Raw genomic sequence first — 13,158 nt, forward strand, 5'->3', positions numbered from 1 at the left:
GCGAGGAGCGTTAGCTCCAGCCAGCGCTGTTCATATGCGCGACAGTCCAGATACCGCAAATCGCGACTTGGGTGCAGGCCAAACGTAGACGATGCGCAGTGGGCCGAGCGGCATGGATGCCGCGAGAGCGCCGTCAGGGCATGGATGCCCGTTCGGCGCGGGCCCACGGAGCGTCGTCGGAGTGCGGGTACCCGACGAACGAGGGCCAAACCAGAAGCCGGGCACTTTTGGTTACTTTTGGTGCCTTTTCAAAAGTGACCCGCCGGAGGGGCGGAAAGGTGAATCGGCGCCACTCGAGAAAATGGATCTGCTCACAATCCCAACGCCATACCCATACCCAGCAAACCCACCCACCGCGAACGTCAAAAACTAAAATGCGCCTGATTTTACTGCCAGTGCCCGGCAGATCGCGGGACGAGCCACGCTCCGCCCTCCGGGCAGAAGCGGGCTTTGTATGCTGTGTTAACGGGCCAACGCCAGCGCCACGCCTTGACCACCACCAATGCACAAGGTCGCCAGACCTTTCTTCGCATCGCGTTTGATCATCTCATGCAGCAACGTCACCAGCACGCGGCAACCCGACGCACCGATCGGGTGGCCGATGGCGATGGCGCCGCCGTTGACGTTGACCTTTTCCATGTCCCAACCCAGCTCTTTGCCCACCGACAGTGATTGCGCGGCGAAGGCCTCGTTGGCTTCGATCAGGTCCAGCTCGTCCAGCGACCAGCCAGCCTTGTCCAGGCACCGGCGGGTGGCGCTGACCGGGCCGATGCCCATGATCGCCGGGTCGACACCGGCGTTGGCGTAAGCGGCAATGCGCGCCAGCACGGGCAAGCCCAGTGCTTCGGCTTTTTTCGCGCTCATGAGAATCACCGCCGCTGCGCCGTCGTTCAGCGACGAAGCATTACCCGCCGTCACGGTGCCGTCCTTCTTGAACGCAGGCTTGAGTTTGCCCAGCGACTCGGCCGTGGTGCCCGCGCGTGGCTGTTCGTCGGTGGCGAAAGCGATGGGGTCACCTTTGCGCTGAGGAATCAGGATCGGGGTGATTTCGTCGACAAAACGCCCGGCTTCGATGGCCGCAGCGGCTTTCTGTTGCGACGAGGCCGCGAACGCGTCCTGTGCTTCACGGCTGATGCCGTACTTTTCCGACAGGTTCTCGGCGGTGATGCCCATGTGGTAATCGTTGAAGGCATCCCACAGGCCGTCGCTGATCATGGTGTCGACCATGGTCGCATGGCCCATGCGCAAACCGGTGCGTGCGCCCGGCATCACGTAGTTCGACAGGCTCATGCTTTCCTGACCGCCTGCGATGATCACGTCGGCATCGCCACAACGAATGGCCTGAGTGCCGAGGTGCAAGGCTTTCAGACCCGAGCCGCAGACCTTGTTCAGGGTCATTGCAGGCACGGCAAACGGCAGGCCCGCCTTGATCGACGCCTGGCGTGCAGGGTTTTGACCGGCGCCCGCCGTAAGCACCTGGCCCATGATCACTTCGTCGACTTGCGCAGGGTCCAGCCCGGTTTGCGCCAACAATTGGCGAATGACGGCCGCGCCCAAGTCAACGGCGGGAATGCTCGCCAGCGAACCCTGGAAGCTGCCCACCGCGGTGCGGGTAGCGGCGACGATAACGACGTCTTGCATGGTACGAGTCCTCACTGTTGTTGGTTTTGGCGTCGAGACCCGCTTGAAAGCCGAAAAGAAGACGGTCCGGACAGCGGAATCAAGGGCGCACATGGTGGCATGAATGACGGCGCCATTGTAGGAGCGCGTAGCTTCACACCACACCCATCCTTCGTCTGGCGCGATGAACCGAGGCATTGCGCACGGCCCAGCGCAGAACGGGTGCGGTGCGGTTCACGCCCAGGCGGATCAGCGAGCGCTTGAACTCGCTCATCCGGATACCAAACAGGCCGCTGGCCCAGACGGGCAACAACTCGATCCCGGCCTGCATCATCAGGCTGCCCATCGGCCTGGCCATACGACTGGGTGCAGGCGCGCCCTGAAGAATGCGTAGCACTTCGCGTGTTCGCTCATCGCACATCAACTGAGGGCGCATGCGTTCCAGGTACTGCGCAATGGCATGTGTCGATCGAGGTACGTCGCGCGCGCCGAGGCGTTCGGCGACCAGCGCGGTTTCGGCGTAGTACCGATCCTGCTCATCAAGCGGCAGCGCCGGGTTCAGGTAGCGCAAATGTGCCGACATGAAACTGCTCACCTCCGCCACATGCACCCACGTCAGAAGCTGCGGATCGTCAGCGGTATAACGGCTGCCGTCCGGCGCGATCCCGCTGATCTGCGAATGAATGTTGCGCACCTTGTCGATCAGCCAGTTGGCGTCGTGGGTCGAGCCAAAGGTCGTACCGGAGATGAACTGCCCGGTCCGCCGTAGACGGCCGAGCATGTCGTCACGAAAATTGGAGTGGTCCCACACCCCGGCCAGCACACGCGGGTGCAGCATCTGCAGCATCAAGGCGCAGATGCCGCCGATCAGCATGCTGGGAAAATCTCCGTGCACCTGCCAGCACACAGCCTGCGGCCCGAACAGACCGGGATCACCCTTGGGGTTCTCCATGTCCAGTTGACCCAGTGCCAGACCGGTCATGCTCATGACCTGGGTTTCGATGCGTGTGCGGATGAATTCCATCGCTACTCAATTAAATTGTCTGACGCCTGTATGGCTTGCGTCCCAGGAGTGTAGGAGCCGGCTTGCTGGCGAATGCGGTCAATCAGCCACCTTCTCAGGCACTGATCTACCGCATTCGCCAGCAAGCCGGCTCCTACACGTTCGCGCTATGCCGCCAATAGACCAGGGGGCCTGATTCAGGTATTCAAGCGCTTCTCGATCAACCCCTCCACCACGCTCGAATCCGCCAGGGTCGAAATATCCCCGAGGGTGTCCAGTTCGTTGCAGGCGATCTTGCGCAGAATGCGCCGCATGATCTTCCCCGAACGGGTTTTCGGCAAGGCCGGGGCCCACTGGATCAACTCCGGCTTGGCGAAACTGCCGATCTCCTTGCTGACCAACGCCAGCAGTTCTTTGCGCAACGCCTCGTCCGGTTCGACCCCGGACATGGTCGTGACGAAGGCGTAAATCCCCATGCCCTTCACGTCATGGGGGTAACCGACGACCGCAGCTTCGGCCACGCTGTCATGCAACACCAGCGCGCTCTCGACCTCGGCAGTGCCAATCCGGTGGCCCGATACGTTAATCACATCGTCCACACGCCCGGTAATCCAGTAGTGCCCGTCCTGATCGCGGCGCGCGCCGTCACCGGTGAAGTAATAACCGGGATAAGGTTTGAAGTACGTTTCGACCATGCGTTTCTGATCGCCGTACACGCCACGGATCTGGCCCGGCCAACTGGCCTTGATTGCCAAAAGACCGCTGGTGGCGCCTTCGAGCTCGTTGCCTTTTTCGTCGAGCAAAACCGGCTGTACCCCGAACATCGGTTGGGTTGCGCAACCCGGTTTCAGCGGCGTGGTACTGACCAACGGGGTGAGCATGATGCCGCCGGTCTCGGTCTGCCACCAGGTGTCGACGATGGGGCAGCGCTCCTTGCCGACCTCATGGAAATACCATTCCCATGCTTCGGGGTTGATCGGCTCGCCCACGGTGCCGAGCACGCGCAGGGATTCCCGGCTGGTGCTTTCCAAAGGCTTCGCGCCTTCACGCATCAGGGCGCGCAGGGCGGTGGGCGCGGTGTAGAAAATGTTTACACGGTGCTTGTCGATGACCTGCCAGAAGCGCGAGGTGTCCGGGTAATTCGGTACACCTTCGAAAATCAGGGTCGTTGCGCCATTCGCCAGCGGGCCGTAGACGATGTAGCTGTGACCGGTGACCCAGCCCACGTCGGCGGTACACCAGTAAATCTCGCCTTCGCGATAATCGAAGACGTATTTATGGGTCATTGCTGCCTGCAGCAGATAACCGCCCGTCGTGTGCAGTACGCCCTTGGGCTTGCCGGTGCTGCCGGAGGTGTAAAGGATGAACAGCGGATCTTCGGCGTCCATGGGCTCGGGTGGGCAATCGTCGCTGACCCCGTGCAGCGCCTCGTGGTACCAGATGTCGCGGCCTTCGACCCAGTCCACGTCGCCTTCGGTGCGTTTGACCACCAGCACGGTGCTGACGTTGGGGCAGCTTTGCAGCGCCTTGTCGACGTTCTGCTTGAGCGGTATGTACTTGCCGCCACGTACGCCTTCGTCGGCGGTGATCACGGTGTGGCAATCGGCGTCGAGGATTCGGTCCCGCAACGCGTCCGGCGAAAACCCGCCGAACACCACCGAATGCACCGCGCCGATCCGCGTGCATGCGAGCATCGCGTAAGCGGCTTCCGGAACCATCGGCATGTAGATACACACACGGTCGCCTTTCTTGACCCCGCGGGCTTTCAAGACATTCGCCAGACGAGCGACGTTGTGGTGCAGTTTCTTGTAGGTGACTTCGGCCGACTCTGAAGGGTCATCGCCCTCCCACAGGATCGCCACCTGATCGCCGCGCGTTTCCAGATGGCGATCGATGCAGTTGTAGCTGACGTTCAGCTTGCCGCCTTTGAACCAGGTCGCAGCGCCGGTCTTGAGGTCCGATTGCTGAACCTGATCCCAAGGTGTGGACCAGTCCAGGAATTGCCTGGCCTGGTCGGCCCAGAACGCATCGGGCTGTTCAATGGATTGTCGATAGAGACGCTGATAGTCGTCTGCGCTCAGTTGGGCAGCTTTGCGCGTGGCATCGGCCTGCGGGAAATCGCTGAGATTGAACATGGCGTCTCCTGTTTTTCTTGTGGGCACGTTATGACATCAGAGTCGTTGGCATCCTCAGGGTTCAGGATCACGGCTCATCACCTTTGCAGGCGTGAGCTTGCTAGCGATGGGGCTGTCTGTTCTGCATTCATGTCTGACACAGCGATCGCGAGCACGCTCACGCCCACAGCTGCAGCCTAAACACAGAAAAAAACCCGCCGCCTCTTGCGAGGGGGCGGGTTTCGAGGTGTTGCCTCAGGCAGGATCAGCCGCGGTGACGACCGCGGAAGTAATTGATCAAGCCTTGGGTCGAAGCGTCCTCGGCCGGGGTTTCTTCAGAGCCAACAAGGCGGCTGTAGACGCCCTTGCCGAGTTCTTTACCCAGTTCCACGCCCCACTGATCGAAAGCGTTGGTGCCCCAGACCACGCTCTGGACGAACACTTTGTGCTCGTAGAGGGCGACGAGTGCACCCAGGCGACGAGGGCTGATGCGCTCGCAGACGATGGTGTTGCTCGGACGGTTGCCCGGAATGACCTTGTGCGGCGCGACACGCTGCACTTCTTCCTCCGGCATGCCCTTGGTACGCAGCTCGGCTTCCGCTTCCGCGCGGGTTTTACCCAGCATCAACGCCTGGCTCTGCGACAGGCAGTTGGCGTACAGCCATTGGTGATGGTCGGACACCGGGTTGAAGCTGACGATCGGGACGATGAAGTCGGCCGGAATCAGTTGGGTGCCCTGATGCAGCAACTGGTGATAGGCGTGCTGCCCGTTGCATCCCACGCCACCCCAGATCACCGGGCCGGTATCGGTTTTCACCGGCACGCCGTCCTGACGAACGCTCTTGCCGTTGGACTCCATGTCCAACTGTTGCAAGTGCTTGGTGATATTGCGCAGGTAATGGTCGTACGGCAGGATCGCGTGGCTTTGCGCGCCCCAGAAGTTGCCGTACCAGACCCCCAGCAGCGCCAGCAGGACCGGCATGTTCTCTTCGAACGGAGCGTTCTGGAAATGCTGGTCCATGGTATAGGCACCGGACAGCAGTTCCTTGAAGTTGGACATGCCGACGGCCAGCGCGATGGGCAGACCGATGGCCGACCACAGGGAGTAACGACCCCCGACCCAGTCCCACATCGGAAAGATGTTTTCTTCGCGAATACCGAACGCCACGGCGGCGGCGTTATTGCTCGACACCGCAATGAAGTGACGATACAGCTCGGCTTCCGAACCACCCTGAGCCAGGTACCAGGCGCGAGCGGCCGTGGCGTTCTTCAGGGTTTCCAGCGTGCTGAATGTCTTGGAGGACACAATGAACAGCGTGGTTTCCGCGCGCAGCTTGCTGGTGAGCTCGTGCAGCTCGGTGCCGTCGATGTTCGCCAGATAGTGGCAGCGAACGCCTTTCTGCGCGTAAGACAGCAGGGCTTCGGACACCAGCTCGGGGCCCAGGAACGAGCCACCAATGCCGATGTTGACCACGTCCGTGATCGGCTTTTCGGTGTAGCCGCGCCACAGGCCATCGTGAATGCGGCCGACCAGGTCGGTGATCTGGTTCAGGACCTTGTGGACTTCCGGCATCACGTTGGTGCCGTTGACCATCAACTTGTCGCCCACCGGACGGCGCAGTGCGGTGTGCAGCGCCGGGCGGTTTTCCGATGCGTTGACCGGCTCGCCGTCGTACTGAGCCTTGATCGCGTCTTTGAGCCCGACTTCATTCGCCAGGTTGACCAGCAACTGGCGTGTCTCGGCGGTGATCAGGTTTTTCGAGTAATCGAGAAACAGCCCGCTGCTGCTAAGGGTGAATTCACTGAAACGCTGCGGGTCTTCGTTGAACGCCTCGCGCATGCTGAAATTCTGCATGGCTTTGCGGTGATCGGTGAGCGCCTGCCAGGCGGGCAGGGTGGTGACGTCATGAGGAGTGCGGTAGTACGCCATCGCTGCGGGTTTCCTTGTACTTGAACTGCCTTTGGACACTGAAAAGCCAGGGCGGGATCGAATGCATGCGTTCTCCGAAGCCTAACCCCCGGACGCGCCGATGTCTGCGCCTTGTCTTACCTTTGCTCGGTACTTTTTCTCACAGGGTACTGTCGATCAGACTCAGGCGACCTGTACCGCTATGGCATTGCTCGTGTGGCTAAGTTCATTGCCCGAACCCTTTTCGAGCAAGCGCGGGCTCAGGCCAGTGAGCATAGTTGCGAATCACTGGCACGTGCGGCCTGTCATTCCTTGGCGAGGTGCAGATTGTCGATCAAGCGTGTCTTGCCCAGGAATGCGGCGCCGAGTACCACCAGATCATGGTCATCAGGGGTTGCGGGACGCAGGGTCACGGCCTGACGAATCTCCAGATAGTCAGGGCGAAAGCCTGCGGCTTCGAGCGCTTTCTTGCCGTCGGCCAGCAGTTGCGCGTGGTTCTGTTCGCCGTTGTGAAGGGCGTCGCCGATGTGCTTGATCACGCGATATAGCGCAGGCGCGGCTGCGCGCTCAGCTTCGGTCAAATAGCCATTGCGCGAGGACAGCGCCAGACCGTCAGCGGCGCGAACCGTGGGTTCGCCGATGATCTGGATCGGCATGTTCAGGTCACGCACCAGCGCACTGACCACCGCCAGTTGCTGGAAGTCCTTCTGGCCAAAAATCGCGATGTCAGGCTGAACCATGTTGAACAGCTTGCTGACGACCGTGGACACGCCGTCGAAATGGCCTGGCCGACTCCCGCCGCACAGCCCTTCGGAGACGACCGGCACGCGGACGAGGGTCTGATCGGCCATGCCGTGGGGATACATTTCTTCCACCGTTGGCGTGAACAGCAAATGGCAACCGGCCTGCAAGAGCTTTTCCTGATCGGCAGCCAGCGTCCGGGGGTAGGTCGCCAGGTCTTCATTGGGACCGAACTGCAGCGGATTGACGAAGATGCTCGCCACCACGAAATCGGCGCGTTGGGCGGCCTTGGTGACCAGTGCGGTGTGGCCGCTGTGCAGATTGCCCATGGTGGGCACCAGCGCGATACGTTTGCCTTCGCTGCGGGCGCGTGCGACGGCGGCGCGCAGCTCGCGCACGGTTTTAACTGTGTTCATGCCGAGAACCCGTGTTCTGGAGCGGGGAAGCTGACGTCTTTGACGGCGCTGACGTACGCCGCGATGGCGGACGGGATATCAGGCTGACCGGTCATGAAGTTCTTCACGAACTTGGGCATACGGCCACTGATCGACAGGCCCAGCATGTCATGCAACACCAGGACCTGGCCGTCGGTGGCGCTCCCCGCGCCAATGCCGATCACCGGAATCTTCACGGCGTGGGTAATCTCCTGTGCCAGATCGCTTGGCACGCACTCCAGCAGAATCATCGCGGCACCGGCCTGTTCCAGCGTGATGGCATCGGCGCGCATCTGTCGCGCTTGCGCTTCCTGACGGCCCTGCACTTTGTAGCCGCCCAGTACGTTCACGGCCTGAGGGGTCAGCCCCATGTGCGCGCACACCGGGATACCGCGCTCGGCCAGCAGACGAATCGAATCACCCAGCCAGGCCGCGCCCTCGATCTTGATCATGTGCGCACCGGCCTGCATCAGCGTCGCGCAGTTGGCAAATGTCTGCTCGGCAGTGGCATAGGACATGAAAGGCAGATCAGCGAGGATCATGGCGCCCTGGTTTCCACGTTTGACGCTGGCGACGTGGTAAGCCATGTCGGCCGTGGTGACCGGCAGCGTGCTGTCATGCCCCTGCAGGACCATCCCCAGCGAATCGCCGACCAGCAACACTTCAACGCCGGCCTGGCTGGCGGTGTGGGCGAACGTTGCGTCGTAGCAGGTGAGCATGGTGATTTTTTCACCTTTCTGCTTCAACCCCAGCAGAGACGTAACCGTGATATCTGGCATGAAAAAGTCCTCATTCAGGCGCTGTGAATACGACGGCGAGCACGCGTGATTCATTCTGCAAACGCAGGCACATCGTCGTTTCGCGATGTTTGCAAAGACCTGTTTGGCGCCTATGGGCCGGTAGTCCGGCTTCGGGACGCTTATCTTCGTGAGGAGGGGGCGGGAAGTCAATTCCGGGTGTTACCGGTTTGAGCAGGATGTTACCGGAGGGTAACGGCTGCCGGGCCTATGTCAGAACCATGCTGAGCGTAATGTCGAACTGTAGGAGCGTGGCTTGTCCCGCGATCTGCCGGGAACCGGCAGCAAAACCGATGCATGCGGCGTGTCAGGTACAACCAAGTCGCCTGATTTTGCTGCCGCTGCGCGCAGATCGCGGGACAAGCCACGCTCCTACACCTTGCAGGCAGAAGCCTTCGATGAAACTGCACATGTGATTTGAGGACGACAGTTGTTACGCCCTCCGGGCTGAGGTGAGGCTAGAGCCGCTCAAGCCCTTCGAACGGGCATGCGGCGAGAAGATCAACAAGCGCGCGTCCATCGGCCAGGGTGATCCCCGGCGCCAGTTCAGCCAGCGGATAGAGCACAAACGCCCGCGCCTGCATGTGGTAATGCGGCACTTTCAGGCGGGGTTCATCGATCAGGCGATCGCCAAACAGCAGAATGTCCAGATCCAGTGTGCGAGGCCCCCAACGCTCAAGGCGTTCGCGGCCCTGATCGTTTTCGATGGCTTGCAGCGCATCCAGCAAGGCCAAAGGCTCAAGCGCGGTGTCGAGTGCAGCGACCGCATTGGTGTAACGCGGCTGGCCCGGCAGCAACGAGTCACTGGCATAAAAAGAGGAAACGCCCGACAGGGAGGTGTGCGGCAGTTGGCCCAGTGCTTTGAGCGCTTCGCGCAATTGCTCGGCGGGGGCGGCCAGGTTGCTGCCCATGCCGATGTAGACACGTTCCATGCCGGTTATTCCGAGGCGTCCGCGCCAGCGCGCTTGCGCTTGCCGCCACCGCTGCGACGGCGCTTGCGCGGGCCTTGGCCGGTTTCGGACTTGCTGCCCAGGTCGCGGATCATGTCGCGACGACCCGCTTCGTTTGCGTCCTGGTATTCGGTCCACCAGTCGCCGAGCCCATCGGTTTCTTCGCCGGCGCTCTCACGCAGCAGCAGGAAATCGTAGCCGGCACGAAAACGCGGGTTGTCCAGCAGCAGGTCGGCGCGTTTGCCGGAGCGGCGTGGCAGGCGCTCCTGCATGTCCCAGATTTCGCGAATCGGCATGGTGAAGCGTTTCGGGATCGCGATGCGTTGGCATTGCTCGGTGATCAGCTCGTGCGCGGCTTCCTGCATGGCTGGAATCGGCGGCATGCCGCGTTCCTGCAAACGCAAAACCCGCGCCGGCAGCGCAGGCCACAGCAGCGCGGCGAACAGGAAGGCCGGTGTGACCGGTTTGTTCTGCCGCACCCGCAGATCGGTGTTGGCCAGGGCTTCGCTGATCAGCGTGTGTGTGTAAGTCGGGTTGTACTCCAGCGCCTTGGCGCTGGCCGGGAACAATGGGTCGAACAGTTCCAGGTCGACCAGCATCTCGAAGGTCGGTTCGGCGTAGCCATTGAGGAACAGCTTTAGCACTTCTTCGAACAACCGCGCCGCCGGAATATCGCGCAGCATTGGCGCCAGCGGTCGAATCGGCGTCGCGCTGTGTTTCTCGATGCCGAAATCCAGCTTGGCGGCAAAGCGTACCGCCCGCAGCATCCGCACCGGGTCTTCTTTATAGCGCTGCTGAGGATCGCCGATCAGCCGGATAAGGCGATTGCGGATGTCGTGTACGCCGTTGGCGTAATCGAGCACGCGCTCGGTGACCGGGTCGTAATACAGCGCGTTGATGGTGAAGTCGCGACGTTGTGCGTCTTCTTCCAGCGTGCCGTAAACGTTGTCGCGCAGAATCCGCCCGCTCTCGTTACGTGAAGACTGGTTGCTGTCTTCGTCCTCGTCGTCCTGAGGATGGTTGGCGCGGAAAGTTGCCACTTCGATGATTTCACGCCCGAAATGGATGTGAACCAGCTTGAAACGGCGGCCGATGATACGGGCGTTGCGGAATTCCGCACGGACCTGCTCCGGCGTGGCGCTGGTCGCGACGTCGAAGTCTTTTGGCGTGATGCCCAGCATCATGTCGCGCACGCAACCGCCGACCAGGTAGGCCTGATAGCCAGCATTTTGCAGGCGTTCGACGATGCTCACCGCGTAGCGGCTGAATTGACTGCGCTGCAACGAATGCTGGCTGCTGCTGAGCACTTCAGGCGTTGTACGCGTGTGTTGCTGCGGTTTGCGCAGGGGAGAACGGAATGACTGGAACAGCTTCTTCAGCATGGGATGCACTGTTTGAAGGAATATTCGGCCAATTACGAAGAATGACCGCATGATGGGCGGGGATTCTAGCATTTAGTCGAGGGATGGTGTAGGACGCTGCGCTAAGGCAGACCTGAGGCAGGCTGAGCAGGCTTGGATGGTGGAGGGTAGGGCTTGCGGGCGGGCTTTTACTCCACAAGCTACTGGGGGAGCCGAAGCTCCCCCAAAGTGCGTGCTCTTATTTTTATTGTCTGTTGGGCTTTTTATTTTTGTTGAGCGCCCAATTCACGGCTTTTCGCCTGTGAAACCTCCCAATCGGGAGTCAAGAGCAAACGGATTGCTTTGGTCGCTGTGCTGCAGTAATCAATCGATCCAACCAGTTCAGGCGCTACCTTAGGGTAGTTTTTTGTTGTTCTCAGCCTGGTTGCGGGACAAGTCCCAAATGCAACGCCTCTCCAAAAGAATCAGTTAGCTGCGCCTCCGCCGTGTTGTTTTTGTTATGCGTGAGTCGATACGTCTTGTTTTTATTGTGTTGTTTTGCGGGTGACTGATTTTTGTTGTTCTTGTGCGAATAGTTATAGCAGAACGCGTGCCAACTTCTGTGTAAAACGCCGCAGCCCTTTAAACACGGGGGTGTGGCAAAACGACGCTATTTTTCGCAGGCCTAAAAAAACCGGGGTTACGTTACCGTACGCCCCGGCTTTTGTTACGTGTCGCTGACTGAGGTAACAGTTTTTTCACAAGGTCTGAACACCGCGTGCCAGAGCCCTGCGCTGGATTCACCTCACGTTTCGCTGGCCACGCCCGACTTGCGACGGGGGATCCCCAGGCGCTGACGGCGCTCCCACAGGCACTTGCGGCTCACGCCCAGTTTGCGTGCCAGCTCGGTTTCGGTCATGTGGTCTTGATGCTCGAGCACGAAGTGCTGGAAGTAGTCTTCCAGTGACAGGTCTTCGGTGGGTTCGTGAGCGGTGGAGCTGGCCGCGTTTCCGGGCTGCGGCGCCAGACCGATGAACTCTTCGACGTCCAGATCGCTCAGTTCGATGTCGATGCCCAGCAGATCTGCTGAAATGTCCGGGCTTTCGCACAGGATCACTGCGCGCTCTACCGCGTTTTCAAGCTCTCGCACGTTTCCCGGCCAAGAGTAGTGACGGATCGCCTGCTCGGCATCAGGGCCAAACCGCAGGTCGTTGCGCCCAGCCTTCGCGCTCTGCCTCGCGAGAAATGCATTGGCGATTTCGTTCACATCCGCGCCACGCTCGCGCAACGCCGGCAGTTTCAGGGCGATGACGTGCAGGCGGTAATAAAGGTCTTCACGGAATTGCCCGACCTTGGCCAGGCTCTTGAGGTCCCGGTGGGTCGCCGCGATGAGGCGTACGTCGACCTTCTGCGATTGCACCGAGCCGACGCGGCGGATCTCGCCTTCCTGTAGCACGCGCAGCAAGCGTGCCTGCGCCTCGAGTGGCAGCTCACCGATTTCGTCGAGGAACAACGTTCCGCCGTCAGCCGCTTCCACCAGACCGGCGCGCCCGGCGCTGGCACCGGTAAACGCGCCTTTCTCGTGGCCGAACAGTTCGGATTCGATCAGGGTTTCCGGAATGGCCGCGCAGTTCACCGAAATCATCGGCGCCTTGGCGCGACGGGACAGGTTGTGCAGGGCGCGAGCGACCAGTTCCTTGCCGGTCCCGGACTCACCCTGGATCAGCACATTGGAATCGGTCGGCGCGACTTTACGGATCTTGCTGTACAGGTCCTGCATCGGCGGGCACGAGCCAATGATGCCGATTTCGCCGTTGCTGTTGTCCGGCCCGGGTTTGTCGGAAGCCGAAGCCTTGCCGCTGGCGGCGCGCTCGGCCTGCAGGCTTTGCACTGTTTGTCGGTCCCGCAGAATGCGCGAGACGGCCTGGAGCATTTCGTCGTGGTCGAAGGGTTTGGCGATGTAATCCACGGCGCCCATCTTCATTGAATCCACGGCTGAGCGCAGGCTGGCATAGCTGGTCATGATCAGCACAGGTTTACCCTGGCCGAGTTTGATCAGTTCGGTGCCGGGCGCGCCAGGCAGGCGCAGGTCGCTGACGATCAGGTCAAACGAGGGGATGCTGAACCGTTCCTGAGCTTCCTGCACGGATCCGGCTTCACTGACCTGGTACTGATTTCGTTCCAGCAGGCGACGCAAGGCAGAGCGGATAATGGTTTCGTCTTCGACGATCAAAATGTGCGGCATTGATT

At 60.9% G+C, this 13,158-nt stretch carries 10 protein-coding genes; 1 reads left to right on the plus strand and 9 read right to left on the minus strand.

Features of this window, described 5'->3' with window-relative positions; genetic code table 11:
• Window positions 1–462: 462 nt before the first annotated feature.
• The 6 genes from BMY73_RS24845 to panB all read right to left on the minus strand — a co-directional run bounded on the left by BMY73_RS24845 (window position 463) and on the right by panB (window position 8,600).
• Window positions 463–1,641, minus strand: coding sequence for an acetyl-CoA C-acetyltransferase (locus tag BMY73_RS24845; protein WP_062385070.1), 1,179 nt, complete (start codon window positions 1,639–1,641; stop codon window positions 463–465).
• A 133-nt stretch (window positions 1,642–1,774) separates the two neighbouring features.
• Window positions 1,775–2,644, minus strand: a complete 870-nt coding sequence (locus BMY73_RS24850) for an oxygenase MpaB family protein (RefSeq protein WP_092410445.1) — start codon at window positions 2,642–2,644, stop codon at window positions 1,775–1,777.
• Between the two features lie 176 nt (window positions 2,645–2,820).
• Window positions 2,821–4,758, minus strand: coding sequence for an acetate--CoA ligase (acs, locus tag BMY73_RS24855; protein WP_092410447.1), 1,938 nt, complete (start codon window positions 4,756–4,758; stop codon window positions 2,821–2,823).
• Between the two features lie 244 nt (window positions 4,759–5,002).
• On the minus strand, window positions 5,003–6,667 hold the full coding sequence (gene pgi, locus BMY73_RS24860) for a glucose-6-phosphate isomerase (RefSeq protein WP_062385076.1): 1,665 nt from the start codon (window positions 6,665–6,667) through the stop codon (window positions 5,003–5,005).
• 284 nt (window positions 6,668–6,951) lie between these two features.
• Window positions 6,952–7,803, minus strand: a complete 852-nt coding sequence (panC, locus tag BMY73_RS24865; protein WP_092410449.1) for a pantoate--beta-alanine ligase — start codon at window positions 7,801–7,803, stop codon at window positions 6,952–6,954.
• Window positions 7,800–8,600 carry a 3-methyl-2-oxobutanoate hydroxymethyltransferase gene (gene panB, locus BMY73_RS24870; RefSeq protein ID WP_062385080.1) on the minus strand — a complete coding sequence of 267 codons (801 nt, stop codon included), beginning with the start codon at window positions 8,598–8,600 and terminating at the stop codon, window positions 7,800–7,802. The genes panC and panB overlap by 4 nt, the downstream gene beginning before the upstream one ends.
• Window positions 8,601–8,874: 274 nt before the next feature.
• Between panB and BMY73_RS28390 the strand changes: the two genes are divergently transcribed.
• Window positions 8,875–9,039: a hypothetical protein gene (locus BMY73_RS28390; protein ID WP_175500243.1), complete on the plus strand. Its 165-nt coding sequence runs from the start codon at window positions 8,875–8,877 to the stop codon at window positions 9,037–9,039.
• A 37-nt stretch (window positions 9,040–9,076) separates the two neighbouring features.
• Here the strand turns inward: BMY73_RS28390 and folK are convergent, their stop codons facing one another.
• The 3 genes from folK to BMY73_RS24885 all read right to left on the minus strand — a co-directional run bounded on the left by folK (window position 9,077) and on the right by BMY73_RS24885 (window position 13,153).
• Complete coding sequence (gene folK / locus BMY73_RS24875) at window positions 9,077–9,550, minus strand: 2-amino-4-hydroxy-6-hydroxymethyldihydropteridine diphosphokinase (RefSeq protein ID WP_092410451.1); 474 nt, start codon at window positions 9,548–9,550, stop codon at window positions 9,077–9,079.
• Between the two features lie 5 nt (window positions 9,551–9,555).
• Window positions 9,556–10,950, minus strand: a complete 1,395-nt coding sequence (locus BMY73_RS24880; protein WP_062385084.1) for a polynucleotide adenylyltransferase PcnB — start codon at window positions 10,948–10,950, stop codon at window positions 9,556–9,558.
• A gap of 763 nt (window positions 10,951–11,713) precedes the next feature.
• Window positions 11,714–13,153, minus strand: a complete 1,440-nt coding sequence (locus BMY73_RS24885; protein WP_062385086.1) for a sigma-54-dependent transcriptional regulator — start codon at window positions 13,151–13,153, stop codon at window positions 11,714–11,716.
• Window positions 13,154–13,158 lie beyond the last annotated feature (5 nt).

Origin of the sequence: Pseudomonas sp. NFACC02 (assembly GCF_900110765.1) — a bacterium.
In the GTDB taxonomy this organism is placed as follows: Bacteria; Pseudomonadota; Gammaproteobacteria; order Pseudomonadales; family Pseudomonadaceae; genus Aquipseudomonas.

Coding starts and splice junctions, on each gene's coding strand:
- BMY73_RS24845 (WP_062385070.1), bottom strand. CDS start 1,641: ATGCAAGACGTCGTTATCGTCGCCGCTACCCGCACCGCGGTGGGCAGC.
- BMY73_RS24850 (WP_092410445.1), bottom strand. CDS start 2,644: ATGGAATTCATCCGCACACGCATCGAAACCCAGGTCATGAGCATGACC.
- acs (WP_092410447.1), bottom strand. CDS start 4,758: ATGTTCAATCTCAGCGATTTCCCGCAGGCCGATGCCACGCGCAAAGCT.
- pgi (WP_062385076.1), bottom strand. CDS start 6,667: ATGGCGTACTACCGCACTCCTCATGACGTCACCACCCTGCCCGCCTGG.
- panC (WP_092410449.1), bottom strand. CDS start 7,803: ATGAACACAGTTAAAACCGTGCGCGAGCTGCGCGCCGCCGTCGCACGC.
- panB (WP_062385080.1), bottom strand. CDS start 8,600: ATGCCAGATATCACGGTTACGTCTCTGCTGGGGTTGAAGCAGAAAGGT.
- folK (WP_092410451.1), bottom strand. CDS start 9,550: ATGGAACGTGTCTACATCGGCATGGGCAGCAACCTGGCCGCCCCCGCC.
- BMY73_RS24880 (WP_062385084.1), bottom strand. CDS start 10,950: ATGCTGAAGAAGCTGTTCCAGTCATTCCGTTCTCCCCTGCGCAAACCG.
- BMY73_RS24885 (WP_062385086.1), bottom strand. CDS start 13,153: ATGCCGCACATTTTGATCGTCGAAGACGAAACCATTATCCGCTCTGCC.